This is a genomic window from Curtobacterium sp. 320, from assembly GCF_031455235.1.
Taxonomy (GTDB): Bacteria; Actinomycetota; Actinomycetes; order Actinomycetales; family Microbacteriaceae; genus Curtobacterium.
In genome coordinates this window covers 141,907-168,134 of sequence record NZ_JAVDSI010000005.1, presented here as the reverse complement: position 1 = coordinate 168,134, position 26,228 = coordinate 141,907, and the positions used below count along the sequence as shown (strand labels likewise).

Annotated in this window: 24 protein-coding genes; 15 read left to right on the top strand and 9 right to left on the bottom strand. The window is 70.8% G+C overall.

Annotated elements, in window-relative coordinates:
• Nucleotides 1-23: 23 nt before the first annotated feature.
• The 6 genes from J2X60_RS08925 (at nucleotide 24) to J2X60_RS08900 (ending at nucleotide 6,416) form a co-directional block, all read left to right on the top strand.
• Complete coding sequence (locus tag J2X60_RS08925) at nucleotides 24-902, top strand: SMP-30/gluconolactonase/LRE family protein (RefSeq protein WP_309887140.1); 879 nt, start codon at nucleotides 24-26, stop codon at nucleotides 900-902.
• A gap of 71 nt (nucleotides 903-973) precedes the next feature.
• Complete coding sequence (locus J2X60_RS08920; protein WP_309887139.1) at nucleotides 974-2,110, top strand: glycosyltransferase; 1,137 nt, start codon at nucleotides 974-976, stop codon at nucleotides 2,108-2,110.
• On the top strand, nucleotides 2,107-3,237 hold the full coding sequence (locus J2X60_RS08915; RefSeq protein WP_309887138.1) for a glycosyltransferase: 1,131 nt from the start codon (nucleotides 2,107-2,109) through the stop codon (nucleotides 3,235-3,237). Before J2X60_RS08920 ends, J2X60_RS08915 begins: the two co-directional genes overlap by 4 nt.
• Nucleotides 3,234-4,208: a hypothetical protein gene (locus J2X60_RS08910; RefSeq protein ID WP_309887137.1), complete on the top strand. Its 975-nt coding sequence runs from the start codon at nucleotides 3,234-3,236 to the stop codon at nucleotides 4,206-4,208. Before J2X60_RS08915 ends, J2X60_RS08910 begins: the two co-directional genes overlap by 4 nt.
• Before the next feature lie 37 nt (nucleotides 4,209-4,245).
• Nucleotides 4,246-5,397, top strand: a complete 1,152-nt coding sequence (rlmC, locus tag J2X60_RS08905; protein ID WP_309887136.1) for a 23S rRNA (uracil(747)-C(5))-methyltransferase RlmC — start codon at nucleotides 4,246-4,248, stop codon at nucleotides 5,395-5,397.
• Between the two features lie 335 nt (nucleotides 5,398-5,732).
• Nucleotides 5,733-6,416, top strand: a complete 684-nt coding sequence (locus J2X60_RS08900) for a transglycosylase family protein (protein ID WP_309778027.1) — start codon at nucleotides 5,733-5,735, stop codon at nucleotides 6,414-6,416.
• Between the two features lie 64 nt (nucleotides 6,417-6,480).
• Here J2X60_RS08900 and J2X60_RS08895 read toward each other — a convergent pair whose 3' ends face one another.
• Together J2X60_RS08895 and J2X60_RS08890 are read right to left on the bottom strand one after the other, a co-directional pair.
• Entirely contained in the window at nucleotides 6,481-7,683 is a 1,203-nt protein-coding gene (locus tag J2X60_RS08895; protein WP_309887135.1) for an LCP family protein, read from the bottom strand.
• 78 nt (nucleotides 7,684-7,761) lie between these two features.
• On the bottom strand, nucleotides 7,762-8,169 hold the full coding sequence (locus J2X60_RS08890) for a MarR family transcriptional regulator (protein WP_309778029.1): 408 nt from the start codon (nucleotides 8,167-8,169) through the stop codon (nucleotides 7,762-7,764).
• 76 nt (nucleotides 8,170-8,245) lie between these two features.
• On the opposite strand from J2X60_RS08890, the gene J2X60_RS08885 reads away from it, so the two are divergent.
• Both J2X60_RS08885 and J2X60_RS08880 read left to right on the top strand, forming a co-directional pair.
• Nucleotides 8,246-10,372 (top strand): efflux RND transporter permease subunit, encoded by a 2,127-nt coding sequence (locus J2X60_RS08885; RefSeq protein WP_309887134.1) that lies wholly within the window; start codon nucleotides 8,246-8,248, stop codon nucleotides 10,370-10,372.
• 12 nt (nucleotides 10,373-10,384) lie between these two features.
• Entirely contained in the window at nucleotides 10,385-11,035 is a 651-nt protein-coding gene (locus J2X60_RS08880; RefSeq protein WP_309887133.1) for a GntR family transcriptional regulator, read from the top strand.
• 105 nt (nucleotides 11,036-11,140) lie between these two features.
• Here the strand turns inward: J2X60_RS08880 and J2X60_RS08875 are convergent, their stop codons facing one another.
• Genes J2X60_RS08875 through J2X60_RS08865 form a run of 3 tightly spaced genes read right to left on the bottom strand, consistent with a single transcriptional unit; the run spans nucleotide 11,141 to nucleotide 15,693 of the window.
• Nucleotides 11,141-11,917 carry an IclR family transcriptional regulator gene (locus J2X60_RS08875; RefSeq protein ID WP_070417242.1) on the bottom strand — a complete coding sequence of 259 codons (777 nt, stop codon included), beginning with the start codon at nucleotides 11,915-11,917 and terminating at the stop codon, nucleotides 11,141-11,143.
• Nucleotides 11,918-11,943: 26 nt separating this feature from the next.
• A complete protein-coding gene (locus J2X60_RS08870) occupies nucleotides 11,944-13,350 on the bottom strand; it encodes a hypothetical protein (RefSeq protein ID WP_309887132.1) in 1,407 nt (468 codons plus the stop codon).
• A gap of 48 nt (nucleotides 13,351-13,398) precedes the next feature.
• A complete protein-coding gene (locus J2X60_RS08865; protein ID WP_396127784.1) occupies nucleotides 13,399-15,693 on the bottom strand; it encodes an FAD-dependent oxidoreductase in 2,295 nt (764 codons plus the stop codon).
• Between the two features lie 60 nt (nucleotides 15,694-15,753).
• On the opposite strand from J2X60_RS08865, the gene J2X60_RS08860 reads away from it, so the two are divergent.
• Together J2X60_RS08860 and J2X60_RS08855 are read left to right on the top strand one after the other, a co-directional pair.
• Nucleotides 15,754-17,100 (top strand): MFS transporter, encoded by a 1,347-nt coding sequence (locus J2X60_RS08860; RefSeq protein WP_309887130.1) that lies wholly within the window; start codon nucleotides 15,754-15,756, stop codon nucleotides 17,098-17,100.
• A gap of 138 nt (nucleotides 17,101-17,238) precedes the next feature.
• Entirely contained in the window at nucleotides 17,239-18,774 is a 1,536-nt protein-coding gene (locus J2X60_RS08855; RefSeq protein WP_309887129.1) for an LCP family protein, read from the top strand.
• Here J2X60_RS08855 and J2X60_RS08850 read toward each other — a convergent pair.
• Nucleotides 18,767-19,408 (bottom strand): TetR/AcrR family transcriptional regulator, encoded by a 642-nt coding sequence (locus tag J2X60_RS08850; protein ID WP_309887128.1) that lies wholly within the window; start codon nucleotides 19,406-19,408, stop codon nucleotides 18,767-18,769. The genes J2X60_RS08855 and J2X60_RS08850 overlap by 8 nt on opposite strands.
• A gap of 48 nt (nucleotides 19,409-19,456) precedes the next feature.
• Here J2X60_RS08850 and J2X60_RS08845 point away from each other — a divergent pair, with 48 nt between their 5' ends.
• The gene (locus tag J2X60_RS08845; RefSeq protein ID WP_309887127.1) at nucleotides 19,457-20,017 is read left to right on the top strand and encodes a sigma-70 family RNA polymerase sigma factor; all 561 of its coding nucleotides are present in this window, start codon (nucleotides 19,457-19,459) and stop codon (nucleotides 20,015-20,017) included.
• A gap of 32 nt (nucleotides 20,018-20,049) precedes the next feature.
• Here the strand turns inward: J2X60_RS08845 and J2X60_RS08840 are convergent, their stop codons facing one another.
• Entirely contained in the window at nucleotides 20,050-21,264 is a 1,215-nt protein-coding gene (locus J2X60_RS08840; RefSeq protein ID WP_309887126.1) for an LCP family protein, read from the bottom strand.
• Between the two features lie 305 nt (nucleotides 21,265-21,569).
• Between J2X60_RS08840 and J2X60_RS08835 the strand changes: the two genes are divergently transcribed.
• The 3 genes from J2X60_RS08835 to J2X60_RS08825 all read left to right on the top strand — a co-directional run bounded on the left by J2X60_RS08835 (nucleotide 21,570) and on the right by J2X60_RS08825 (nucleotide 23,830).
• Entirely contained in the window at nucleotides 21,570-22,076 is a 507-nt protein-coding gene (locus J2X60_RS08835; RefSeq protein WP_309887125.1) for a peptidoglycan-binding domain-containing protein, read from the top strand.
• Nucleotides 22,016-22,522 carry a hypothetical protein gene (locus J2X60_RS08830; RefSeq protein WP_309887124.1) on the top strand — a complete coding sequence of 169 codons (507 nt, stop codon included), beginning with the start codon at nucleotides 22,016-22,018 and terminating at the stop codon, nucleotides 22,520-22,522. The genes J2X60_RS08835 and J2X60_RS08830 overlap by 61 nt, the downstream gene beginning before the upstream one ends.
• 525 nt (nucleotides 22,523-23,047) lie before the next feature.
• Nucleotides 23,048-23,830 carry an endonuclease/exonuclease/phosphatase family protein gene (locus J2X60_RS08825; RefSeq protein WP_309887123.1) on the top strand — a complete coding sequence of 261 codons (783 nt, stop codon included), beginning with the start codon at nucleotides 23,048-23,050 and terminating at the stop codon, nucleotides 23,828-23,830.
• 10 nt (nucleotides 23,831-23,840) lie between these two features.
• Here J2X60_RS08825 and J2X60_RS08820 read toward each other — a convergent pair whose 3' ends face one another.
• Nucleotides 23,841-24,653, bottom strand: coding sequence for a hypothetical protein (locus J2X60_RS08820; RefSeq protein WP_309887122.1), 813 nt, complete (start codon nucleotides 24,651-24,653; stop codon nucleotides 23,841-23,843).
• A 194-nt stretch (nucleotides 24,654-24,847) separates the two neighbouring features.
• Between J2X60_RS08820 and J2X60_RS08815 the strand changes: the two genes are divergently transcribed.
• On the top strand, nucleotides 24,848-25,759 hold the full coding sequence (locus tag J2X60_RS08815; RefSeq protein WP_309778049.1) for an SDR family oxidoreductase: 912 nt from the start codon (nucleotides 24,848-24,850) through the stop codon (nucleotides 25,757-25,759).
• An 81-nt stretch (nucleotides 25,760-25,840) separates the two neighbouring features.
• On the opposite strand, the gene J2X60_RS08810 is transcribed toward J2X60_RS08815, so the two are convergent.
• A complete protein-coding gene (locus J2X60_RS08810) occupies nucleotides 25,841-26,164 on the bottom strand; it encodes a hypothetical protein (protein ID WP_022907826.1) in 324 nt (107 codons plus the stop codon).
• Between the last annotated feature and the right edge of the window lie 64 nt (nucleotides 26,165-26,228).

Here is a 26,228-nt window from a genome sequence, read left to right as displayed (position 1 = left end):
TCGAGGTGTTCGAAGGAGAGCACATGTCGTTCACCGATCTCGTCCCCGACCCCGGCGCCGTCGAGCGCATCGCGACGGGCAGCACCTGGGCCGAGGGGCCGTGTTGGATCCCCGCGAGCCGGACCCTGCGGTGGTCGGACATCCCGGGCGACCGCATCCTGCAGTGGCACGCCGACTCCGGCGAGACGTCGGTGTACGCCGCGGGGGTCGAGTTCACGAACGGCCGCACCCTCGACCGTGACGGCAGCGTCGTGCAGTGCTCGCACGGGAACCGACGGGTCGAGCGCGACCGGGACGGGGTCGTCACGCCGATCGTCGACGCGTGGGGCGGCGGCCGCTTGAACTCCCCGAACGACGTCGTCGTCGCGCGGGACGGCAGCGTGTGGTTCACCGACCCGGCGTACGGCATCACCCAGCCGCGCGAGGGGCACCCGGGCGAGCGGGAGTACGGCGACCACTGGGTGTTCCGCTGCGGCCCGGACGGTGCGGACCTGCGGCCGGTCGCCACCGACCTCGACCAGCCGAACGGGTTGGCGTTCGACCCGACCGAGCAGGTGCTCTACGTCGCGAGCTCGTCCGGCGACGACCCGGTCATCCGGGCGTACGACCGGCGGGGCGACCGGGGTGACCTGCTCAAGAACGGGCGGGTGTTCGCGCGGTTGGAGCCCGGCGAGGGCGCCCCGGACGGCATCCGCGTCGACGTGCACGGCAACGTGTGGTCCTCGTCGCACCGGGGCGTGGTCGTGTTCGACCCGGACGGCACCCGGCTCGGCGAGATCGCGGTCCCCGAGGTCACCGCGAACCTGTGCTTCGGCGGCGACGACGGCACGACGCTGTTCCTCGCCGCGACGACGTCGATCTACCGGATCGCGACCACGACCCGGGACGCCGCCGCCCAGTAACCCGCTCTTCCGTCACCTGGAACTGCAATGTAGAATATCATTGCAGTTATCGGGTGAACGAGGGAGCGGGTATGTCCAAGCGTGTGGCGATCATCGGGACGCGCGGGTACCCGTCCTACTACGGCGGATTCGAGACGGCCGTGCGGCACATCGCACCGCACCTGGCCGACGCCGGCTGGGACGTCACGGTCTACGGCCGTCCCGGACAGGAACGCGTGGACGATCCGTCGCTCGACCACCGGGTGACCCGGCGCACGACCCGTGGCCTCGAGTCGCGGTCGCTCTCGACCCTCACGTACGGCCTGACCGCCGTCCTCGACACGATCCGACGACGGCCGGACGTCGCGCTCGTGATGAACTGCGCGAACGGGTACTGGCTCCCGCTCCTTCGGCTCGCCGGCATCCCCACCGTGGTCAACGTCGACGGGATCGAGTGGGAGCGCGCAAAGTGGGGGCGGCTCGCCAAGGCGGTGTTCAAGACCGGTGCCCGGGCCACCGCACGGTTCGCCGACCGGCTCGTCTTCGACGCCGACGCCATCGGGGACTACTGGTGCCACGAGTTCGGCCGCTCCGGCGTGATGATCCCCTACGGCGGCACGGAGTCCGACGTCCTGCCGCTGCACCCCGACGACGCGCACCTCGCCGGGCGACCGTTCGCCCTCGTGGTGGCGCGGTTCGTGCCCGAGAACACGGTGGCCGAGTTCCTCGTCGCCGCGGAGCGCATCGCCGAGCGCCACCCGGTCGTCATCGTCGGGTCGACGGGCTACGGCGGGGAGCTCGACACGGCCGCGCAGGACCTCGCCGACCGGAACTCGGGTGTGACCTGGCTCGGCCACGTGTCCGACGACGACCGGCTCTTCGCGCTGTGGCAGCACGCCGGTGCGTACTTCCACGGGCACAGCGTCGGCGGGACGAACCCGGCCCTCGTGCAAGCGATGCACTGCGGGGCGCCCACCGTGGCCCGCGACACCGTCTACAACCGCGAGGTCCTCGCCGGCACCGGCGTCCGGTTCGTCCAGCCCGACTCCGGCGCGATCGCCGATGCCGTCCTCGACTTGCTCGCCGACCCCGTCGAGCAGGAGCTGCTCCGGGGCGGCGTGCGTGACCGGGCCCGCTCGGCGTACACGTGGTCGGGGGTCTGCGGCGCGTACGAGCACGCCCTCGCCGAGCAGGCCGGCGTCGCGACCCGCCAGGCGGTGGCGGCGTGAGCGCATCGGTGGGGAGCATGCGGATCGTCCCCGAATTGCGGGCCGCCCACATCGAGCGCCACCTGCGCGGCACACCCGCAGAGCTCCTCTACCTCGACGTGAACTACGACCTCGCCGGGACGGACCTCGCTCCCGGCATCCAGCGCGTGACCATGACGGGAGCGCTCCGCCGGTTCCTGACCACCACGGCCACCACGCTCGAGGTCCCGGAACCGCTGTGGATGCGGTTCTGGCCGAAGCACGTGCTGCTCGCGGCCGGGTTCCGCGCTGCGGGGGTGCTCCGGCGTCGTCGGCACCGGGTGGTCACGTACGCGATGGAGAACAACGACCTCGCGACCCTCGTGGGCGGGCGTCGCCGGGTGCCGGGCGTCGTCGTCCGGCTCGTGGGTCTGCTCGTCGGCGCCGTTGCGCGACTGACCATCGACCGCATCGCGTTCGCGAGCGACGATGCACGTGCCACCTACGCGTCCCTCCCGTTCACCGCGGCGATCGAACAGTCGTCGACACTCGAACTGCCCCGCCCCGACGATGCCCCGGTCGATCCGACCCCGCTGACATGCGTGTTCGTCGGGGCGATGGAGCAGCGCAAGGGCGTGCAGGAGCTGATGGATGCCTGGCCCGCCGTCGAACGCACCGTTCCCGGCGCGACGATCGTGCTGATCGGGCCAGGGCCACTCGAGCCACTGGCAGCCGAGTGGGCCGCCTCGTCCCCGTCGACGCGGCGAGTGACGGGACGACTCCCGCACGCCGCCGCTGCCGCCGTGGTCCGCTCGTCTGCGGTCCTCGTCGCTCCCTCGGTCGCCGACGGACGCTGGCGGGAGCAGATCGGTCTGCCGATCAAGGAAGCCCTCGCCGCTGGCCTGACGATCGTGACCACCGACCAGACCGGGCTCGCCGGCTGGCTGCGCGACCACGGTCACGGCGTCGTCCCGCCGACGACCCCGGCGTTCACCCGGCGACTCGCGCGAGCGATCACGAGCGCCCTGCGGGCCCCGCTGGACCGAGAGCAGGTGCGAGCTGCGCTGCCCGAGCGGGACGGCCGACTCGCTGCCGACGCCTGGTTGCACGGTCAGCAGGCACGACTCGTCGCCGACGTGCCGACCCGTCCGATCGGAGTCGTCGCATGAGTGCACGCGACGTCATCGTGGTGAACACCCTCGGCGGTGCGCTGCACCACTACGCCCACGGACTGGCTGCGACACTCCGCGCCTCCGGAGCACGGGTGTCGGTCACCGACGTGCACGAGCCGAGCGTCGCAGGAGGCTCGGGTATCGACTGGGTACGGCGGTACCTCCTCGCATTGTGGGCCGCTCGCCGGGATGGCCGTCGTGGTGGGGCCCGGGTCATCGTGACGTGGCCGGTCCTCGGCCACCTGGATCGCGTGATCATGCGCGTCGTCCTCGGCCGACGGGCCGAGGCGGCCCTCGTCGTGCACGATCCCCACCCGCTGGTGCGAGCCCGCGGGTACGGCGTCGTCGCGCGTCGGATCGGTTCGCTCGCGCGTGGTGTCCGCCTGATCGTGCACAGCAGGACCGCCGCGACCGCCCTGCGAGACGACTGTCCGGGCACCGAGCCCGAGCTGCTGCCGCACCCTGTCGCCCCGCGCCCGGTCCCCGTCACGGTGTCCACCCCTGGCGACCGTCCGGTGGTCCGGGTCCTCGGGCAGTTCAAGCCCGACCGCGACCTTGCGTTGCTCGCCGGGATCGGTCAGGAGATCGGACACTCGCACCGCCTCGAGATCGTCGGGCGACGGTGGCCCGAGGTCGACGGGTGGTCCGTGACGGACGCCTTCGTCGACGAGGACCGGCTCGACGAGCTCCTGGCCACCGCGGACGCCGTCGTCGTGCCCTACAAGCGGTTCTTCCAGTCCGGCATCGCGATCCGCTCGCTCGAGGTCGGGACGCCCGCGGTCGGTCCCGCTGGTTCGAGCATCGCCGACCTCTACCCGGACGACCGCTACCTCGGCGACGGTTCGGTGTCGTCCTGGTGCGACGCGATCTCGTCGGCCTCCGCCGCGGAGCGCGACGAGACGCGTGCCGTGGCGTCGCGAGCCGACCGCGTCTGCCGTGCGGCCTGGGCGGAGTGGCTGATGCGCTGACCGCGACCGGCGGCCGCTGCCGTATCCTGACTCGGCCATGCAGTGCGACTACTTCGACCGCGGGGTGTGCCGCTCGTGCACGCTCATGGGGCAGCCGTACGCCGAGCAGGTCCTCGACAAGGAACTCCGCACGCGCGAACTCCTGCACGACGCGGTCGAGGCCGCCGGGGGCCCGGGCTCGGTCGAGTGGCTGCCTGCGATCACCAGCCCCGAGTCCGCGTACCGCAACAAGGCGAAGATGGTGGTCGGCGGGACCGTCCAGCACCCGACGGTCGGCATCCTCGACCACCGGCAGCGCGGGGTGGACCTCCGGCACTGCGGCATCTGCACGCCCGGGATCCAGCACGCGCTCCCGATCCTCGCCGGGTTCATCGCGGACGCCGGACTCATCCCCTACGACGTCGCCACCCGCCGGGGCGAGCTGAAGTTCGTGCTCGTGACGGAGTCGCCGGACGGGGAGCTCATGGTGCGGTTCGTCCTGCGCTCCGAGGGACAGCTGGCGCGGCTCCGGCAGCACCTCGACGCGCTCCACCGGGTGCTGCCGAACGCCGTCGTCGTCACCGTGAACCTGCTCCCGGAGCACAAGGCCGTCACCGAGGGGGAGCGGGAGATCGTGCTCACCGAGCGGGAGACGCTCTCGATGCGACTCGGTGACGTCACGATGCACCTCCGCCCGCAGAGCTTCTTCCAGACGAACACGCACGTGGCCACCGAGTTGTACGAGCAGGCCTCGGCGTGGATCGACGAGGTGGCGCCGGCGTCGATGTGGGACCTCTACTGCGGCGTCGGCGGCTTCGCCCTGCACGCCGCCCGCCCCGGTCGCGCGGTGACGGGCATCGAGACCAGCCGCGAGGCCGTCCGGTCGGCGGGGCAGTCGGCGCGCGAGGCCGGCCTCGAGGGCGTCCGCTTCGCCGCGGACGACGCGACCGAGCACGCACTCCGTGCCCGACCCGACACGGTCCCCGAGCTCGTCGTGGTCAACCCGCCGCGGCGCGGGATCGGCGAGACGCTGTCGACCTGGCTCGAGGAGTCGGACGTCCGGCACGTCGTCTACTCGAGCTGCAACCCGGTGACCCTGGCGAAGGACCTCGCGCGGATGCCGTCGCTCCGCCTGCGGCGCGCGCGGGTGCTCGACATGTTCCCGCAGACGGGCCACCTGGAAGCGGTGACGCTGCTGTCCCGAGGGTGACCGACCGGCGGACGGGAGGCGCGGGTCGGCGCCGCCACGTGCCTCCTGGCCGTCATTGCCAGGGAATTGCCAAGGTGACGTACCCGGGTCCGCCGCGATGACCATGCCCATGGGGATCCACGCGTACAGGTTCCGTCCTGGGAGGCATAGCACCAACGGGTAGAACCGTTTGTCTCGGTTTGATAACGGTGAAGAGTTTCCTATGGTGGCCGACCGAGGCGCCACCGGCACGAGACCACTGCCCCCGGCGGCGCACCCCACGACACGACCGCGATCGGTCGGGACGGGCAGTGGCGATCGGCTCTCGATCCGTGGTCCCGGTGGAGCAATCAACCATGAAGAAGCTTTCTCGTACCCGCACCATCGTCGGTGGCCTCGCCTTCGCAGGCATCGCCGCGACGGGTGTCGGCCTCGCGGCGGCGCCCGCGAACGCAGCATCCGGCTCGACCTGGGACGCCCTCGCGCAGTGCGAGTCCGGCGGCAACTGGGCGATCAACACCGGCAACGGCTACTACGGCGGCCTCCAGTTCAACCTCGGCACCTGGCAGGCGAACGGCGGCACGGGCAACCCGGCCTCCGCGAGCCGTGCGACCCAGATCGCCGTCGCCGAGCGCGTCCTCGCCTCGCAGGGCTGGGGCGCATGGCCGGCCTGCTCCGCCCAGCTCGGGCTGAGCGGCACGACCGGCGCCGCCCCGCAGGCCGCCGCTCCGGCTCCCGCCGCCCCGACCCAGCAGGCCGCCCCGCAGCAGCAGGCGCCGGTGCAGCAGGCCGCCCCGCAGCAGGCCGCGCCGTCGACCCCGGCCCCCGCGACCGAGGCGGCCCCGGCTGCCCCGAGCAAGCCCGCGGCCGTCAAGACGAGCGGCAAGACCTACACGGTCGTGTCGGGCGAGACCCTCGACAGCATCGCGACGAAGCTGCACATCAACGGCGGCTGGAACAAGCTCTGGGCCGCGAACACGTCGACCATCGACGACGCGAACCTGATCTACGCCGGCCAGGAGCTCCAGCTCCCCGCCTGATCGTTCCTCCGATCGACAGGACGCCCGGTGACCGCGTGGTCACCGGGCGTCCTGCTGTGTCCGGCTACTGCGGGTTGTCGGCCAGCCACCCGGCGACGTCGTTCGACCGGAGCGCCTGGGACAGCGACTGCACGGCGATGGTGTTCACCGCGACGTAGGACTGTCCGTCCGCCGAGGTCCCGCCGCCCGCGGTCGGCATGGTGAACGTCCGCAGGTCCGACGGCCGGACGTCGCGCAGGGACCAGCCGAGGTCGACCATCGTGCGGACGGTCAGACCGGCGTCCACCGAGAGGTACTCGCTCGTCGCCCGGACGAAGTCCTGCACGCGCCCGGGGTTCGTGAGGGTGTCGCGCGAGAGGAGTCCGTCGACGATCCCGCGCATGAACGCCTGCTGGTTCCGGACGCGGGTGTGGTCGGCGTCGGCGAAGGCGTACCGCTCGCGGACGAACGCCAGGGCCGCGTCGCCGTCGAGGTGGTTCGCGCCGGCGGTGAACTCGTACCCGCGGGCCGAGAACGCCGTCCGTGACTGCACCGTCACCCCGCCGAGCGCGTCGGTCATGCCCGAGAAGCCGGCGAAGTCGATCTCGGCGACGTGGTCGATGCGCACGTCGAGCAGGCGTTCGACCGTCTGCACCGTCAGCGGGACCCCGCCCCAGGAGTACGCCGCGTTGATCTTCGCGGTGCCGTGGCAGGGGACCTCGACCCACGAGTCGCGCATGATCGACATGAGGTACACGGCCCGCTTGTCGGCCGGGACGTGGGCGAGCATCAGGGTGTCCGACCGACCACCGGCAGCGCGGTCGCCGTCGGGGTCGGCGCCCTGGCGGGAGTCCGATCCGATGAGCAGGATGTTCTGCGCGCCCGCGGCCGGAGCGGGGCGCGCGCCGGTCGGGAACGGGTCGGCGAGGACGTCGGCGTCGTAGCTGCGGACGAGGCCGGCGATGAAGAGGCCGGCGACGACGGCGAGCACCGTGGCGACGGCGACGAGCGAGCCGGCGGTGCCGAGGACGGCGACGAGGAACGGGCGCTTCCGGCGACGTCGGCGCCGCTTCCGGCCGTTGCTGCCCCGGCTCCCGCTCCGGCTCGAGCCGCTGCTGTGGGGCCTGCGGGCGCTCGATCCGCTCCGGGGTGCCCGCGGTGCGGGGGCGTCGGTGCCGGCGTCGGCGGCAGCGATCGATGCTGCCTGCGCTGCCGCCTCGGCCAGTTCGGCCGCATCGGCTGCTTCGGCTCGTTCGGCGGCCTGACGGGCTGCTCGGCGCTCGGACATCGGGTCTCCTGCGGGTCGGGTCGGTCGTGCTACCGACTCCGCGAGTCTACCGTATGTGGTATATCAACCGCTAGGTCATCAGTGGGGACGGTGCTTCTCGAGCAACACCGTGAGCGCCCCGCGCAGAGCCGGGTCGTCTGGCAGGAGGTCACGCTCGATGTGCCGGGCGGTCTCCCACGCCTCGCGCCCGTGCTCCGTCACCGTGACGATCCGACGTCGACGGTCGTCCGGGTGCGGCGAGCGTTCGACGAGCCCGTCGCGCTCCATCCGCTCGAGCGTGCGGGACATCGTCTGCGGTTGCACGCGTGCCGTCCGTGCCAGGGTGTCCGCGCCGGTCGGGCCGGTCCGCACGAGGATGTCGATCGCGATGAGCGCCGCGTGCGGGAGGCCGATCGCACGCAGACGCTCGTCCCAGTCCCGTTCGATCGCCCGGGCAGCGGCGGAGAGGAGGCGCCCCAGCGGCCATGCGTCGGGGGTGTCGTCCATGACCCGAGTCTACGGATCCCGTTCCTTCGACCTCTCTAGTAATCAGCATGCTGACGATTGGAGTACGCTCACCGACGTGTCCCGCTTCCTCCGCATCGTCCTCCCCGCGCTCGTCATCGTGGTCTGGCTCGCGATCGCCTCCGTCGGCGGTCCCTTCTTCGGCAAGATCTCCGAGGTGTCCACGAACGACCAGACGTCGTTCCTGCCGGCATCGGCGGACGCCACCAAGGTGCAGGAACGCGCGTCCGAGTTCCGGCAGGCGTCGGGCGCCCCGGCGATCATCGTGCTCGAGCGCGACGGCGGCCTGACGGCTGCGGACCAGCGCGCCGCGACCACCCTGGCCCAGCGGCTCGGGGACCGCGACGACGTGCAGGGCGTCAGCCCGGTGATCCCGAGCGAGGACGGCGACGCGGTCGAGATCGTCGCCACGCTGACCCAGAGCGCGGACACCGGTGACGCCGTCGAGGCCGTCCGCGCCGACGTCGAGGACGCGCTGCCGTCGGGGGTGCAGGGCTACGTCACGGGTCCGGCGGGCTTCACCGCCGACCTCACCGAGGCCTTCGCGGGCATCGACGGGCTACTGCTCGGTGTGGCGCTCGCCGCGGTCTTCGTGATCCTCATCATCGTCTACCGCTCGCCGCTCCTGCCGATCCTCGTGCTCGGTACGGCGACGTTCGCCCTGTGCGCGTCGATCCTCGTCGTGTGGTGGCTTGCCAAGGCCGACATCGTGACCGTGAACGGCCAAGTGCAGGGGATCCTGTCGATCCTCGTCATCGGCGCCGCGACCGACTACGCGCTCCTCTACACCGCACGCTTCCGCGAGGCACTGCGCGACCACCGCACCGGGTGGGACGCGACGAAGGCCGCCCTGCGGGGAAGCCTCGAGCCGATCCTCGCCTCGGGCGGGACCGTGATCGTCGGCGTGCTCTGCCTGCTGCTCTCCGACCTCAACTCGAACAAGGCACTCGGTCCCGTCGCTGCCATCGGCATCGCGTTCAGCCTCCTCGCCGCGCTCACCCTGCTGCCCGCGCTCCTGCTGGCGTTCCGGCGCGCGGCGTTCTGGCCGCTCCGCCCGAAGTACGGCAGCGCGCACCCCGTCCTCACCGGGCCCGACGCCCGCGGGCTCTGGGCACGGGTGGGCCGGCTCGTGGCGCGCCGCTCCCGGGTCGTCTGGATCGTGTGCACCGTCGGGCTCCTCGCGATGGGCACCGGCCTCGTCGGACTCAAGGCGGACGGGGTCCCGCAGAGCGACCTGGTCATCGGGAGCTCGCAGGCGCGCGACGGTCAGGACGTGCTCGCCGACCACTTCCCGGGCGGGTCCGGCAGCCCGGCACAGGTCATCGGCGCCGCGTCGAGGACCGACGAACTCGCCGCTGCGATCACGGGCGTGGACGGTGTGGACAGCGTCGTGGCGGCCGCGAAGGACGCGCCGTCCGGCACCGTCCCCGTGACGACGAGCGGCAACCCGGGTAGCACCGCCGGTGCGACCCCGACCGTCTCCCGCGGCGACGTCCTCCTCGAGGCCACCCTGTCCGACCCGGCCGACTCCGACGCCGCCGAGCAGACCGTGCGTGCCCTCCGCACGGCGGTCGAGCGGGTGGACCCCGGCGCGATCGTCGGTGGCGCGACCGCGACCGCCGTCGACACGAACGACACCGGCATCCGGGACCGCACGCTGATCATCCCCGTGGTGCTCGCGGTCATCCTGCTCATCCTGATGCTGCTGCTCCGGAGCATCGTGGCGCCGCTCGTGCTCATCGGCAGCGTCATCGTGTCCTTCGCCGCGGCGCTCGGCGTCGGGGCTCTCGTGTTCGACCGCGTGTTCCACTTCCCCGGGGCGGACCCGAGCGTCCCGCTGTACTCGTTCGTGTTCCTCGTGGCGCTCGGCGTGGACTACAACATCTTCCTCATGACCCGGGTGCGCGAGGAGGCCCTGCAGCACGGTCCGCACGAGGGCGTCCTGCGCGGGCTCGGGGTCACGGGCGGCGTGATCACCTCGGCCGGGGTCGTCCTCGCGGCGACGTTCGCGGCGCTCGGCGTGATCCCGATCCTGTTCCTCGTGCAGATCGCGTTCGTGGTCGCCTTCGGTGTGCTGCTCGACACGATCGTCGTCCGGTCGCTGCTCGTCCCCGCGCTGGCGTACGACCTCGGGCGCCGGGCCTGGTGGCCGTCGCGCCTGTCGCGTCCGGCCCATCACATGTGACACGCTGGGCGCATGCCAGTTCCTTCGACGCAGCCCGCCGCCGAGCGGAAGCTCCTCCGTGACACCGTGCAGGACAAGATCCGGGCCGCGATCATGAACGGCACCCTCGAGCCGGGCGAACGGCTCAACGACGACGACCTCATCGCCTGGCTCGGTGTCTCCCGCACCCCCATCCGTGAAGCCCTCGCCGAGCTCGCCCGAGCCGGACTCATCGAGATGGCGCCGAACCGGTACACCCGCGTCGCCGCCCCGACGAAGGACGAGCTCCTCGACGCCTACCGCACGCTCGGCGTGATCTACGGCGGTGTCGCCCGCCTCGCGACGCCGCGCTTCACGGACGCGCAGCGCAAGAAGGTCGTGAAGACCCTCGACGACGTCACGGCGCAGGTCGAGGCCCGGCACCAGGGTGAGGTCGCCCAGCACGGCGCGGACATCTACGCGATGTGGGCGGACCACTGCGGCAACCCGTCGCTCGAGCAGCTCTGCAAGGCGACGACGGACGGGCTCGCGTTCAAGCTGCGGGTGCCGGAGCTCGCCGAGCTGATCCCCGCCGACGTCGTGCTGCCCGAGCTCGAGAAGCTCAAGGCCGCCGTCGTCGCGAAGGACCCGATCGCCGCCGAGCTCGCCATGGAGGCGATCCACCTGCTGCCGTCGCGCGACTGACGCGACGAGCGCGACCGGCGCGACGAGCGCGACCGGCGCGACCACCTGACGGCCAGGAGGGACGGTGCGGGCCCGCACCGTCCCTCCTGGCCGTCAGTCAGTGCGTCAGTGCGCGACCGCGCTGATCATGCCGAGGCCGACGCTGATGCGGTCGGCCACCTCGATGAGGTCCTCGGCGAGCGACGCGGTGTCGCGGTCCCGCAGCTGCGTCACCCGCCCGGAGATCGACAGCGCCGCGACGATGCGCCCCGACGCGTTCCGGATCGGTGCCGCGATGCAGAACCGGCCGAGCGCGACCTCTTGGTTCTCGACGCACCAGCCGCGCTTCGCCGAGGCCTCGAGGTCCGCCGTCAGCGCGTCGTGCGACGTGATCGTGTGGTCCGTGTAGCGCGCGAGGTCCGCGCCGAGCAGCGCCTCCCGCTCGGCCTGAGACAGGTCGAGCATGAGCGCCTTGCCGAGCGCCGAGGCGTGCAGCGGCTGCCGCATGCCGATCATGGTGTGCGACTTCGGGGCGAGTGAGCCCTCGAAGTGGCAGAGGTAGATGCAGGCCGCGTCGTCCTGCACCCCGACGTTCGCGGTGAGGCCGATGCGGTGCGCGAGCTCCTGCGCGGCGGCCCGGCTCTCGCGGTGGACGGGGTTGTGGTTGAGCCCCTGGCTGGCGAGCTCGAGGACGGCCCGCCCGACGGAGTACCCCTGCGACTCGGGGTCGCGTCGCACGTACTCGAGCGACTCGAGCGTGGCGAGGAGCCGCCCGGTCGTCGACGTGCCGAGGCCGATCGCCCGTGCGATGTCGGAGGCGCGCATCGCCCCGTCGGCGGCACCGAGCGCGCCGAGGACCGCCGCGGCGCGCTCGATGCTCTGGTTCGGAGGGGTGGTGGCCATCCGCCCATTCTGTCCCGTGGAGTCGATCAGGACACCGTGACACCGCTGACGAACTGGTTCGTCCGCACCTGTGCCGTGGTGAGGGGTGCGCCGCCGAGCACGACGTCCTCGAGGGCGACGTCCGACACCCCGTGCGTCGCGTCCCACCCGGACAGCGTCACCAAGTCGGCCGTGACGTCGGTGAAGTCGCGGATCGTGATGCCCGTGATCCTGCCCCGCTCGTCGCGGTACCCGGTGTCGTTCGAGTACTGGCCCTTGAGCACCTGCAGCACGATGGCCTGCCCGCCGACCGGCTGCGACTCCACGTGGAAGCCGTCCACGGTGACGTCGGAGACCGTCGCCCAGTCCTGGACGTCGAACTTCAGGGCGACCTCCTTCGCGCGGAGCACGTACGACTGCGTGATGGAGACGTCGGTGAAGACCTCGGTCTCCATGGACGAGCCGAACCGGACGGGGTTGCCGCCGGTGACGTTCCAGAACGTGGTGTCGGTCGCGTGCAGCCCACGGGTCTCCGGCTCGCCGTTCGTGGCCGCGTCGAGGGCGTGCCAGCCGAACCCGTCGTCACCGCTCATCACGAAGTTGTGCTCGACGGTCATGTCCTGCACGCCGTCGGTGTCGATGCCGTCGTTGTTGATGAGCGTGCCCATCAGGTTCAGCAAGGACACGTGGATGCCCGAGGAGCGGATGTACAGCGTCTGCCACCACTGGGCGTTGCGGACGCCGATGCCGGACACCGTGACGTCCGAGCTGTCGTGGAAGCGGATCGCCATCGTCTTGTCGGTCCGCGACGTGTCCGAGCCTGCGTCGAGGATCCCGCGCCCGAGCACGTGCACGCCGGTGACGCCGTCGCCGTCGATGCGACCGTGCACGAGGGCACCCGGCGCGAGGTAGACCGTCTGGCCCGACACCGGACGGATCACGCCGGCGTCGTGCTCGCCGGGCCCGAAGTACAGCACGTCGGGGTCCGACGCGGACGGCACCGTGGTCTCCGACGGCGTGACGAAGAGGAACAGTGCGCGGACGCCGGGAGTCTCGATGACGAGCGGGTGCGCGTCGCGGATCGTGAAGGTCACGGTGTCGCCGGCCCGGGTCGTGGCGATCCCGAGCGTCCGGGGCGTGACGACCGGGGTGGCCGACGCGGCGAGGCCGGGCATCGTGACGCTGATCGTCGCGGTACCCGTCCCCTTCGCGAACATCGCGACGTCGTGCGAGGTGCCGCTCACGGACTCGGCCTTGACCGGCACGGCGGTCCCGTTGACCGACACCGTGTGCGCGGAGGCGGTGGGCGACGTCGGGTTCCCCGGGTTCGCCTGGATGCTCGCGGTGCCGGCGGCGACCGCGGTGCCGGACGCGACGGCCGGCGGCCCGACGACCCCGACGGTGGTGAGCGACAGTGCGACGGCCGTCGCGATGGTCAGTGCGCGCAGGCGCATGGCGATCTCCCTTGATCGTGGTGGTGGTGCTGCGGGTGGTGCGGTGGGTCAGTAGACCTTCACGGCGCTCGCCGACGCGAACGGTGAACCGTTCGTGGCGGTCACGACGACGCGGAGCGAGGCGGTCCGCGTCGGCGCGACGTCGTGCACGCGGTGCCGGTGCCGGTTGTCGGTGACGGTCGCGAGTCCCTGCCACGATCCGTCGACGCACGCCTCGATCCGGTAGTCGCGGGCCAGGGTCGGGACCGCGTCCCACGGCGTGCGGTGGTGGTGCAGGTTGATGAGGTCGGCGTCGACGTCGTCGTTCCAGACGATGCGGACCTCGCGGACGTCGACGGGCTCCGCCCAGTCGAGGGTGAGGGTCGCCGCGCCGTCGTCCGGGTCCGACGACCACAGGTGCGGTCCGCCGAAGGGGCGCTGGTAGCCGTCGGTGACCCGGGAGGCGCGCCACGCGTCCGACGCGTCGGCTGCGGTGAACGCGAAGGAGCGTCCGCGCAGGGCCCGCGCCTCCCAGTCGGTGACCGGCTGGTCGGCCTCCTCGGGGATGTGGTCGTCGAACTGCTCGTCGTCGGCCGTGCGGGCGCGGAGCGCGAGGACGCCGTACGGGTGCCCGTCGGTGAGGACCAGGCGCACGCCGGAGGTCCGGCGGACCACGACCACGGCGTTGCACGGCTCGTCCGGCCGGAACCCGAGGTCGACGACCGCCTCGCCCGCCCCGGCGGGGACGCTCGCGGTGTGCGTCGACACGTGCGCGATCGGGGCGTAGTTCTGCGGCCGGCCCGTGGTCCAGAGCTCGATCGTGACGTCGGTGTCGTGGTCGGCGACGGTCCGGAACGCGACGGAACCGAGCACGGGGTCGACCGGCACGACCAGCGCCGCGTCGCGGTCGAGCGCGAAGGTGTCCGCGGTCGCCCACGGGGTGGTGTCGAGCCGGACGAGTTCGCTGCTCGCGCTGATCCGGGCGCGCTGGGCGAGGTCCGCCCCGTCGTGGGCCCGGACGCCGATGAGCGGCGCGTCCTCGCGGAGGAGCGTCTGCTGCAGCATCGCGACGTGGTCGGTGCCCAGCTCGCGCGGCGTGAAGCCGTGGCGGGCGGCGAGGTGCGCGGCGGTCCCGGCGGCCTGGCCCTGGGTGGCGCAGGTGGCCATCACGCGGGTCGACCCGAACGCGACGTGCGACGCGGAGATGTTCCGGCCGGCGAAGAGCAGGTTGGCGACGTCCGCCGAGTAGAGGGAGCGGAACGGGATGTCGTACGTGCCGTCGGTGTACCGCTGCTGTGCCCCGGCCGTCTCGGCGTAGACGCCCTCGACCGGGTGCAGGTCGATCGACCACCCGCCGAACGCGACCGTGTCCGGGAAGGTCCGCTGCGAGAGGAGGTCCTGCTGGGTGAGGGTGTGGTCGCCCACGAACCGTCGGTACTCCCGCTTGCCCGGGATCGCGCCGACCCAGTCGAGGGTGAGCGAGTCGGCGTCGAACGCGCCGGAGTTCTTGATGTGGTCCCAGATGCCGTAGACGACGCCCCACAGCTCGTCGCGGATCCGTTCGTTCTCGGTGACGGTGTCGAGCTCGCCGCCCCACTCGATCCACCAGTAGTTGCAGCCGTTGTCCCCGGTCTTGATCGCCCGGTTCGCCAGGATCGGCGTCGTGCTGAGGTCCTTCGCGATCGACGGCGGCACGAACTTCTCCGGGCGGCCGGTGTCGTGCGTGGAGAAGAAGATCGAGCTGCCGAGCAGTTCGTCGTCCGGCTGTTCGGGCGCCCACTCCTCGCCGTGTTCGTCGCGGCCCTCGCGCCCGATCCGGTACGACGCCCCGGCCAGGGCGCCGACGAGCCCGTCTCCCGTGCAGTCGAGGAACACCGGGGCGGTGAACGTCGTCTCGACCTCGGAGCCCATCGTCCAGCCGGTGACGGACGCGATGCGCGGTGCGCCGGCCTCGTCGTCCACCGTCGTCACGGTCCGCACGTCGGTGTTGAGGTGCAGGTGGACGTTCGGCTCGGCGCGCACGAGGTCGAGCACGACCTGGTCCCAGTAGATCGCGTTGCCCTGCGGGTTCCGGTACTGGTTCTCGAGGAACAGCTCGCCCATGATCCCGGTCTCGCGGGCGAACCGCTGCGTGCCGTGGGCGGTGGCACCGACGACCCACACGCGGATCTCGCTCGAGGAGTTCCCGCCGAGGACCGGGCGGTTGGTGACGAGAGCGACGCTGGAGCCGAGGCGGGCGGCGGCGACGGCGGCGCTCACACCGGCGAGGCCACCTCCGACGACCACGACGTCGTGGTGCTGTTCACGGGACTGCATGGCGGCTACGGTATCACTTGCTGGCGAGACTTTCCCACTGTGTGGCAAAGTCTGCCCGGCGAGTGCTATCGTCAACCAACTCTCGACAACGAAGTGTGAGGTCTCCCCATGAGCGACGGAACCCAGACGCGCACCAGCGCCGACGCCGCCAACGCCCCCGTCCCGGACCTGTTCGGCGACGACGCCCGCCGCCGGAGCATGCGGAAGGTGATCGTGGCGGCCGGCGTCGGCCACTTCGTGGAGTGGTTCGACTTCGGCCTCTACGGCACCCTGGCGACGGTCATCTCGCTGTACTTCTTCAAGCAGGGGGACCCGCAGGTCGCGCTGCTCTCGGCCTTCGCCGTGTTCGGTGCCGGGTTCGTGATGCGTCCGCTCGGTGGACTCTTCTGGGGCTCGCTCGGCGACCGGGTGGGCCGGAAGACGACCCTCGCGACGGTCATCCTCATCACGAGCGGCGCGACCGCGGTGATGGGCATCCTGCCGACGTACCAGAGCGTCGGGCTGCTGGCGCCGATCCTCCTCGTCGTGGTGCGGCTCGTGCAGGGCTTCGCCGCCGGTGGTGAGGGAGCGGGGGCGACCACGCTCCTCGCCGAGTCCGCGCCTTCGAACCGACGCGGCTTCGTCACGAGCTTCATCGACGTCTTCGGCTTCGCGGCGTTCATCGTGGGTGGCGGCCTGGTCTTCCTGTTCACCGCGATCGCGGGCGACGGCGCCCTCGAGTCGTGGGGCTGGCGCGTGCTGTTCCTCATCGCGCTGCCGCTCGGGCTCGTCGGGCTCTACCTCCGCTCGAAGCTCGAGGACACCCCGGAGTTCCGCGCGCTCAAGGCCAAGGGCGACCTCGCGAAGAACCCGCTCCGGCGATCGCTCCGCACCGGGTGGAAGGCCCTGCTCTTCTGCGTCGGGTTCGTCGTCCTCAAGGCCGTCGGGCACTGGATCCTGCAGACGTTCATGCCGTCGTACCTGCAGGCCGACCTCGGCTACTCGCCGCTCGTGTCGTACGGCGTGGTCGTCATCGGGTTCATCGTGATCGCCGGACTCGTGCCGTTCTTCGGCCTGCTCTCGGACAAGATCGGCCGGAAGCCCGTGATGCTCGCCGGCTGCGGCGGCTTCCTCGTGCTCACCTACCCGACGCTCATGCTCATGAACGCCGGCAACTTCTGGGCCGCCGCCGGCGCGATGGTGCTCCTCGGGCTGTTCATGGCGGCCTTCGACGGTGCCGTGAGCGCTGCGATGGCCGAGCTCTTCCCGACCGCGATCCGCTACGGGTCGATGGGCATCGCGTACAACATCAGCGTCGCGCTCTTCGGCGGGATCACGCCGTACTTCGCCACCTGGCTGATCACGGCGACGGGCAACACGTTCGCGCCGGCGTTCTACGTGATGGCGGCCGCGGCGATCACCGGGATCACGGTGCTGCGGGCGCGGGAGACCAACAAGGGCAAGCTCGCGTCCTGAGACGCGACCGAACACGGACGGGAGGCGCGGTGCCGGCTGGCACCGCGCCTCCCGTCCGCCGGTCGGTCACGGCGGGATCGCGGCGACCTGCCAGGACGGTTTGATGTTGTCGGCGCACACGCCCGTTATGGTTTCCGGGTGACGAACGAGCCCGAGCAGACGACCGGTCGTGGCCGCCGCGGCTTCACGCCACCGCGGCACGGCCGCCAGAAGCGACGTGGCGGGGTGGTCCTCCCCGCCGTCGCGGGCGTGCTCACCATGGCCCTCCTGCTCGGCGGCGGCTACGCCGCGTACGCCTACGGAACGCTGTCGAACGGCATCACGAAGATCGATGCGATCTCGGGAAAGGCTGCGACGAAGGACGACGTCGACGGCCAGGCGCAGAACATCCTGCTGGTCGGTGACGACCACCGCCCGGACAACGCGACGCCGGAGCAACTCGCAGAGCTGGGCACCGAATCGGACGGTGGCTCGAAGAACACCGACACGATGATCGTCCTGCACATCAACGAGGACGGATCGCAGGCGACGATGATCTCGTTCCCGCGTGACTCGTACGTCGACATCCCGGGTGTCGGCAAGGGCAAGCTCAACAGTGCGTTCTACTTCGGCTCGCTGAACGGCGGCGGGGACACCGGCGGCGCGAAGCTGCTCATCAAGACGATCCAGAACCTCAGCGGCCTGACGATCGACCACTACGTGCGCGTCTCGCTGCTCGGCTTCTACCAGATCGTCAAGGAACTCGGGCCGGTCGAGGTCTGCCTCAACAACGCCGTCGACGACCACTGGTCGAACCTCAAGCTCCCTGCCGGTACCTCCGAACTCACACCGAGCCAGGCGCTGTCCTTCGTCCGACAGCGGCACGGGCTGCCCAACGGGGACCTCGACCGCAACGTCCGGCAGCAGTACTTCCTCTCGCAGGAGGCCCGCAAGGTGCTCTCGGCGGGGACGCTGCTCAACCCGATCAAGATGGGCAACATCCTCAAGGCGGTCGGCGGCTCGATCCAGACCGACACCGACCTGGTCAACCTGGCGACCCAGATGCGGAACCTGCGACCAGGCAACATCCAGTCCGCCACCATCCCGACGCTCGGCACTCCGACGATCACGGTGAACGGAGCGCCGCTCTCGATCGTGCAGGTCGACGAGGTGGGGCTGCCCGCGTTCGTGCAGGGCCTCGTCGGTGAGCCCGCGGAGTACAGCAAGGCCGGGCGTGCCCAGCCGGCGAGCACCTCGGTCACCGTGCTGAACGGCAGCGGCGTGACCGGTGCGGCGGGCGCCGCCGGGACCGTCCTCACCGCGCGCGGCTTCCAGGTCGGTGCGCCCGGGTCCTCCGACCTGACGAAGACGACCCAGGTGCAGTACCCGGCCGGCATGGAGAAGCAGGCGAAGGCGGTCGCGGCCGTCGTGCCCGGTGCCGTCGCGGTGCGGACGAACGCCGTCACGGGCGTGACGCTGGTGCTCGGGTCGGACGGCAAGACGGTGACCCCGGTCGCCGCTGCCGGTGGGACCGCCTCGAGCCCCGCTGCCGGCTCCGGTTCGTCCGATGCCGGTTCGACCAGCTCGGGCGCTGCGGCGTCGAAGCCCGCAGCCTCGAAGCCCGCCGCGCCCGAGCCGAAGCCGTCGTCGACCGACGTGAAGAGCTACGGCAAGGCCGGCGTCTGCATCAACTGACGCCGGAGCCGGTCGCGTGCCGGCGGATGCTCGTGATCGCGGTGTCGAGCCCGATCGCGAGGGGGCGGACGTCCCGCTGGACCTGCGCCAGGAGCAGCCCGCCCTGCAGCGCCACCATCACGGTCGTCGCCAGCGCGGCGGGGTCGGCGTCCGGGCCGAGCAGCCCGCGTTCGCGCATCGTGCGGATGCCGTCGTGGAACCCCTGCTCCCAGCGGGCGAAGCCGGCGGCGACGAGGTCGCGGGTGTCGGCGTCGCGCTCGGCGACCTCGGTCCCGAGGGACCCGAGCGGACAGCCGCCCACGCAGCCGCCGGCCTCGGCGTCGGCGACCGTCCTGTCCCGCCACCGCTGCCAGGCGTCCCACGTGGTGAGGTCGCCGTAGTCCGGCCCCTGGTGTGCGATGATCGCGTCGGTCTGCTGCCGGACGACGTCGCGCACGAGCTCCTGCTTGTCGGCGAAGTAGTGGTACATCTGCGACCGTCCGACCGTGGCGGCGGCGCCGATGTCGTCGAGCGTCGTCCCCGAGATGCCGCGCGTGAGCATCAGGTCGGCGGCCGTGACCACGATCCGGTTCCGGGTCGCCAGTCCCTTCGCGGTCGTGCGTCGGGAAGTCCGTGAGGCGTGGTCGGAGCGCATGGCAAGAGTGTACTTGCAAGTACATTTTCGGTATGTGACATTCTTCTGGTGGACGACGGACTCCTCGCGAAGCGCGACGAAGAACGCGCACTGTTGCTCGCCGTGGCTGCCGGTGACCGGCATGCCTTCACCCGACTGCACGATCGGTTCCGACCGCTCGTCGAGCGGTACGTCCGGCACCAGCTCGTCGATGCGTGGCAGGCGGAAGAGGTCGTGCAGGACGTCTTCCTCGAGATCTGGCAGATCGCTGACCGGTTCGACCCGGCCCACTCGGCCATCGCGTGGATCCGCACGATCGCGCAGCGCCGGGCGATCGACCGGGTCCGGAAGAGCCGGGCGGACCGCGACCGCGACCTGCGGATCGGCACCAGGGACGCCGACCTCGTGGACCACTCGAGCGTGGAGCGGGCAGAGAGCGTCCTCGACCGAGCCGAGCTCCGCCGCGCCGTCGCCGCGCTCCCCGGGCGCCAGCGCGACGCCGTCGTCCTCCGGCACCTGGTGGGTATGACCGGGCCCGAGGTCGCCGCGCGGCTCGGGGTCCCGGTCGGCACCGCCAAGACCCGGGCGCGCGACGGGGTCATCGCACTGCGGCGGGTCATGGTGCCCTGAGCGCGCCCGTCGGCCGCGAGGGGGACGCGTGCTTAGTTCGTTCCCTTCGAGCAGGTCTGCTGCGCGGCGTTCTGCCCCGTGATCGACGACGGGAGAGCAGTCGGAGCGTTGACGCCGCGCGAACTCGACGTTGCCGAAGACCCGCCCGACGGATGACTGTTGCCGGTAGAAGAATTCGACGCCGAAGAATCGCTCCGTGGGGCTCGTGGCGTCGCCGTTGAGTCCACAGCGCCGCGGCCGATGGCACCATCGGCGATTTGCGTGCGTTCATCGTTCTGGAGCGCCACGTTGAGACTGTGGGCGGCGTCCTGACTAACGACAAGACGGTTGGCGTTGTCCGGGTCTGCGATCGTCGGGTACTGCACGAGCAACATGTTCGACGTGTTCGTGCTGCGCACGGCCGCCGCAAGTGACACCAGTGTCCCCGTGCTGTTCAAGCCCTCGGAGAGCGTCATGTTGGAAGTCGCGGCCTTGGCGAACTTGTACAACGTGATCGGGTTGTCGAGAGCTCCCTCACCGGTCAGCTGACGGAGCATCGCCGACAGGAACACCTGCTGGTTGCTGATGCGTGCGACGTCGCTCCCGTCATCAACGCCGTGCCGGGTCCGGAGGAACGCGAGGGCCTCGTCTCCCTTGAGTGGAACCTTCCCGGCGGGCAGATTCAAGAACGTTCCGTCGTGTATGGGTTTGGCGAGACAGACCGTGACCCCGCCCAGGGCATTGCTCATCGCGATCACACCATCGAACGTGATCAATCCGGCATAGGGAATCGACAGGCCCGTGAGGTTCTCGACCGTCTTCGCGACGCACGCAACGCCGCCCTTCGGACCCCCCTCGCCGAGAGCAGTATTGAACATCGCCTTGCTTTGCGGGTAGCTGGACTCTCCGGTGTCCGGATCGGTGCAGGACGGTATCGGGACCATCGTGTCTCGAGGGAACGAGACGACCGTGACTTGAGAGTGGTCCTCGCTGATGTGCACCAGCATGGTGACGTCGTTACGTGCGCCCTCGGCATCCTCCCGCTCGGCGGTCTGCCCTACACGTGTATCCGAACCGATCAGCAGGATGTTTGCCCCGCCCTTGATGGCGTTGATGTCCTGAGTTCTCGCCTTTCCCTCGTCAGACGGGCTGAGCTTGATCGTTTTGATGTCATCCCTGACGTCGTTCGCGGCGATCGCGGCGATGCTGCCAGCACTGACGAGTGCAACGACCGCAGCTGTTCCGATGAACCCGAACAGCGTTGACAATGGCCGACTCCGCTTCAGTCGCCCATGCCGCACGATCCCGGGCTCCTGCGTTTGCGAGCGCGCTCGTCGTTCAGTCGGTGCCACGGCCTCTCCCCCTCGAAGTCACCACGACCGTAGCGTACGAGGTTTCGCGGATCGGCAAACCGGTGGGTGCTCGGGATCTCCCGTCGGCCCTTCGTACCGGGTTCAAACCATATGTGTCCATCAGATAACGAATGCGTCTCAGGTGTAGCGGACAGAGCGGTCTACCCGATAGCTCTTAGACAGCTCATGGGGGGTCCATGGGCAGTGTTAAAGGAGCACACATGCGTAAGGCAAGCATCTGGGGAGCAGCAGCCGCTCTCGTCATGATCGGGGCTTCGGCCCTCGTCGGTGGCACGGCAGCGAACGCAGCGACGGCTACTCCGCAGACCAAGGGGGAAAGCTACGTGTTCAGTGCTCAGGCGCAGGCTGCGCTGACGCACTGCAATGACTACTACAACGCCGTCACGAAGGGCAGCGTTAGCGGGTACGCGCAGATCCCGGCGTACGAGACGAGCTCGACGCTCACCTACGACTGCATCCTCGAAACCGGCAACAAGAACACCGGCGTCTCGAAGCTGCAGACCAATCTCAACGCCTGTTACGGCAAGGGTCTCGCGGTCGACGGCGTCTTCGGCAGCGGGACGTACAACGCGCTTCTGCAGGTCCAGCGCTCGGTCGGCGCTACCGTCGACGGTGTCTACGGGCCGAACACCCGCAACAAGATGAAGTGGACGTCGAACGGCAAGGCTTCGGGCTGCAAGACCATCAGCTCCTACCAGGGCTTCTGATGGGGCGCAGCACGCAGCTCGTTGGCCTTGCGGCCGTGCTGCTGACCGCCTGTGTCACGTTCATCGCCGCACCTGCTTCCGCTGACGAGATGACGACGAGTTCGGCTTCCACGTCAGCCGTGGCTGCGACGCCGAGTTTCGAGATCTTCTACGGTCCAGGATGCAGTTCCGCGTCGCGTGTCTACACGGGGACCAACCGTGGCGAGGCGTGGGTCAACGACACCTTCAACCGCACGACGCACGGGACCGCCGGCTCCGGACAGAAGATCCGGAACAATGCGGCGTCGATCATCACCCACAACGTGCAGTCCGTGAACATCCGAGGCAATGACGGGGTGTACATCGCTTTCTCTACCCAAGGGAAGTGCGTATCGCTTGACTCCCCGTTCGGTAACCGCCGGAACAACAACACCGGATGGCAGACCGTGCCACTCGGCGGCTTCTGAGTTCCGAATAGTATTCAGGCAAGCGACGTGGCGCAGTCTCTCGGACTGCGCCACTTCGCTGTCTTCTACGCCGCACGCCAGCGGTCGGACTCGCGATCTCGGGAAGACTTTGCGTCCCTGTTCCCGGTCGCCCAGGCGCGACGTGGGAAGTCAGAGCAGCAGGCTTGCTCTGACGTTCCATCTGGCGCAGGACTCTCGGCGACTGGTTGTTCGGGAACAGCGGCGTGGTGACGGCTGGCGGGGCAGCCTCTCGCAGATTGCCACTGATGCCCAGCGTCGGAGCGCCTCGAGTCCGGAGAAGCCCGGTAATTCTCGGCTGCGCGGGTCGGGCGCCTTCGCAGTCCCTTCGGAGCCTCCGGGCGAACAACGTGGGCGTCGCACCTACTACGTCGTCCGCGGCTAGGCCCGAGGTCGCCGCGCGGCTCGGGGTCCCGGTCGGCACCGCCAAGACCCGGGCGCGCGACGGGGTCATGGCACTGCGGCGGGTCATGGTGCCCTGAGTGTGCCCGTCGGTAGGTTCGACGGGTGAGCAACGCAGCGCGTCCGATCACCCTGATGACCTACAACGTCAAGAACCCGGATCCGGCCCACGACTGGCCCGCCCGGTTGCCGGTCCTGCTCGACGTGGTCCGGCGGCACGACCCCGACCTCGTGTGCGTCCAGGAGGCCTTCGCGCACCAGTTGGACGACCTTCGTGCCGGTCTGCCCGACCACGGCGACGTCGGCCAGGGTCGCGAGGGCGGCACCGCCGGTGAGCACGCGGCCGTCTTCTTCCGTCGCAGCCGACTCCGGCCGATCGACGAGGGCGCCTTCTGGCTCTCGGACACCCCGGACGAGCCCGTGTCGAACACCTGGGGGAGCCTGTTCCCCCGAGTGGCGAACCACGCCCGGTTCCTCGACGCCGAGGGCGAGGCGTTCACGCTCCTGACGACGCACCTCGACCACGAGGTCGGACCGCACGGGGACGACGTCCGGGCGCGGAGCGCGGCGCTCATCGTCGAACGCCTCAGCACGGCGGACGGCCCGGTCATCGTGGCGGGGGACTGCAACGAGCCGGCCGGAGCGGGGCCTGCGTCGCGGGTGCTCGTCGAGGCCGGGTTCGAGGACGCCTGGCTGGTCGGTGGCGACCCGGCGGACCGGACGGCCACCTTCAACGACTGGGAGCCGCCGGTCGACTCCGGGGAGCGCATCGACTGGGTGTTCACCCGGGGGATCGCCGGCGTCGACCGCGTCGTCATCGACCACGACGGCCCGGAGACGTGGTTCGCGAGCGACCACTTCCCGGTGGTGGCGACGCTGCGGGTCTGACCGGGGTCGGTCAGCAGGTGCGCTTGGCGTGCACCGGCATCGGCGAACCGAGCACCGTGACCGTGGTGTCGTCGGTCAGGGCGGAGACGCCGTTCGTCCCGAGGTCGGCGGCAGTGGACTCCGTGTCCGTGTCGGACGGCGTGCTCGTGTCCGTCTCGGTGCCCGTGCCGCGGCTGTCGGGCGGGCTCGAGGCGTCGTGCTGCGGGGCCCATCCGGGCTCGAGCAGGAGCTGGAACGCGCGGGCGTCCGCGGAGCCGAACGACATCCGGTCGGACTTCGGGGCGTCCTGGATCGCCGTGCGGATGTCGTCGCCCACCTGGACACCGTCGGGTCCGGTCAGTTCGACGTCACCGCCGAAGCGGGACCGCACCGTCTCGCGCAGGACGCGGATCTCCACCGCGTTGCCGGCAGCGGCCGGGGACGTCAGGGCAGCCACGCGGACCGCCCCGCCCCACGTGTAGGTCGTGCCGGCGGGGAAGCACGCGCCGCCGTCACCCTCGGCCGTCTGCGTGCGCGACGCGGTGCCGAGCAGACGGTTCAGCAGGCTGACCGTCGTGCGGGAGTCGCGCATCGACGCCTCGGTCACGGTCTTGTCGCCGCGCCGGAACACGAGCGATTCGGCGTCGAGCTCGATCGAGTCGACCCGCTTGAGCTTCGCGTTCGTGACCCGGACGGACTCGTGGTGCACCGGGTCCGGTCCGAGCTCGGCTGCGCTCGCCGGGGTCGCTGCGACCCCGGTCCCGACCGTGCCGTCGACGGCGACCGTGCCGGCCGAGAAGGCGAGCACGGCGGCGCTCAACGCCAGCACGGTCCGGAAGGTCACCACTCGACGGTACGACGCCCGACCCGTCTGGACGACGGGTGTTACCGAATCGGAGCCTGGTCGTCACCGGACCGTGACTTTCGTCGGTGACACGTCACGAGCGCTCGACGGCCCCCGCCGACGGGCGCCTGTCGGCGGAACGGGGGACAGCCTCCTGGACGGCGCGGGGGTGCCGCGTGCGTACCGTCGAATGCATGACGGACCAGCAGATCGACCAGTACAGCATGCAGGACCCGACGAAGATGTACGCCGACAAGAAGCCCGACGAGCAGTACCTCGAGGGCGCCGGCACCGACGCCGAGATGGCGGAGAACGTCCCGGCCGACCACGGTGAGGACACCTACCGCGGGTCCGGGCGGCTCACCGGCCGCAAGGCGCTCATCACCGGCGGCGACTCCGGGATCGGCGCGGCAGTCGCGATCGCCTACGCCCGTGAGGGTGCCGACGTCGCGATCTCCTACCTCCCCGAAGAGCAGGAGGACGCCGACCGCATCGTCGCGCTCATCGAGGCCGCCGGTCGCAAGGCCGTCGCACTGCCCGGCGACATCACCTCGCTCGCAGTGTGCGAGCAGATCGTCGCCGACACCGTCGCACAGCTCGGCGGCATCGACATCCTGGTGAACAACGCGGGCAAGCAGCAGAACGTCGACGACATCACGAAGATCTCCGACGACGAGTTCGACGAGACCTTCAAGACCAACGCCTACGCGACCTTCCGGATCACGAAGGCGGCCGTGCCCCACCTGCAGCCGGGCTCGACCATCATCAACACGACGTCGATCCAGGCGTACGCGCCGTCACCGCACCTGGTGCACTACGCGGCCACGAAGGCGACGGTCAACAACCTCGCGAAGGGCCTCGCCGCGCAGCTCGCCCCGAAGGGCATCCGCGTGAACGCCGTCGCACCGGGGCCGATCTGGACCCCGCTCCAGCCCGCCGGTGGTCAGCCGCCGGAGGCCCTGCCGTCCGCCGGTGAGCAGACCTACCTCGGCCGCTGGGGGCAGCCCGCCGAGCTCGCGCCCGCGTACGTCTTCCTGGCGAGCGGCGAGTCGTCGTACGTCGTGGGTGAGACGCTCCACGTCGACGGGGGCATGCCGACGCCGTAGTCGCGACCCGGCGACGGACGGGAGGGACGGTGCCAGCTGGCACCGTCCCTCCCGTCCTTCCGTCAGTCCGTCAGTCGGTCGTCAACAGGGCGCGGTGCAGGTGCGCGCCAGGCGCTCGAGCAGTTCGCGGGCGGACAGCGCCGCGGCCAGCTCGACCTCGACCGGGTTGATGCCGACGGCCCGTTCGAACGCGCGGCGCCGGGCCTGGTCGGCGATCGGGACCTCGGGGCGCTGCGGGAGCGCGGCGATCGCCCGGGCTGCGGCGTCGAACGCGCCGGTCGGCCGCCCGAGTTGCTCCCACATGGTCCGGACGTCGTGGGCGACCTGATCCGGGTCGCCGCCGAACTCGAAGCCGGCCGAGGCCATGGTCGCCAGTCCCTGCGCGGTGGGGTCGTTCGGGGTCATGACGGCATCGTCACACGGATGACCGCGAACGCGCTGCGAACCGCGTCGCTTGTCCCCCGACATG

Bases quoted from the DNA above. Each gene is read 5' to 3' on its own strand.
- J2X60_RS08835 (WP_309887125.1), top strand. From the start codon at position 21,570: ATGCGTAAGGCAAGCATCTGGGGAGCAGCAGCCGCTCTCGTCATGATC.
- J2X60_RS08850 (WP_309887128.1), bottom strand. From the start codon at position 19,408: ATGCGCTCCGACCACGCCTCACGGACTTCCCGACGCACGACCGCGAAG.
- J2X60_RS08890 (WP_309778029.1), bottom strand. From the start codon at position 8,169: ATGGACGACACCCCCGACGCATGGCCGCTGGGGCGCCTCCTCTCCGCC.
- J2X60_RS08895 (WP_309887135.1), bottom strand. From the start codon at position 7,683: ATGTCCGAGCGCCGAGCAGCCCGTCAGGCCGCCGAACGAGCCGAAGCA.
- J2X60_RS08925 (WP_309887140.1), top strand. From the start codon at position 24: ATGTCGTTCACCGATCTCGTCCCCGACCCCGGCGCCGTCGAGCGCATC.
- J2X60_RS08910 (WP_309887137.1), top strand. From the start codon at position 3,234: ATGAGTGCACGCGACGTCATCGTGGTGAACACCCTCGGCGGTGCGCTG.
- J2X60_RS08880 (WP_309887133.1), top strand. From the start codon at position 10,385: ATGCCAGTTCCTTCGACGCAGCCCGCCGCCGAGCGGAAGCTCCTCCGT.
- J2X60_RS08870 (WP_309887132.1), bottom strand. From the start codon at position 13,350: ATGCGCCTGCGCGCACTGACCATCGCGACGGCCGTCGCACTGTCGCTC.
- rlmC (WP_309887136.1), top strand. From the start codon at position 4,246: ATGCAGTGCGACTACTTCGACCGCGGGGTGTGCCGCTCGTGCACGCTC.
- J2X60_RS08815 (WP_309778049.1), top strand. From the start codon at position 24,848: ATGACGGACCAGCAGATCGACCAGTACAGCATGCAGGACCCGACGAAG.
- J2X60_RS08810 (WP_022907826.1), bottom strand. From the start codon at position 26,164: ATGACCCCGAACGACCCCACCGCGCAGGGACTGGCGACCATGGCCTCG.
- J2X60_RS08920 (WP_309887139.1), top strand. From the start codon at position 974: ATGTCCAAGCGTGTGGCGATCATCGGGACGCGCGGGTACCCGTCCTAC.
- J2X60_RS08900 (WP_309778027.1), top strand. From the start codon at position 5,733: ATGAAGAAGCTTTCTCGTACCCGCACCATCGTCGGTGGCCTCGCCTTC.
- J2X60_RS08860 (WP_309887130.1), top strand. From the start codon at position 15,754: ATGAGCGACGGAACCCAGACGCGCACCAGCGCCGACGCCGCCAACGCC.
- J2X60_RS08875 (WP_070417242.1), bottom strand. From the start codon at position 11,917: ATGGCCACCACCCCTCCGAACCAGAGCATCGAGCGCGCCGCGGCGGTC.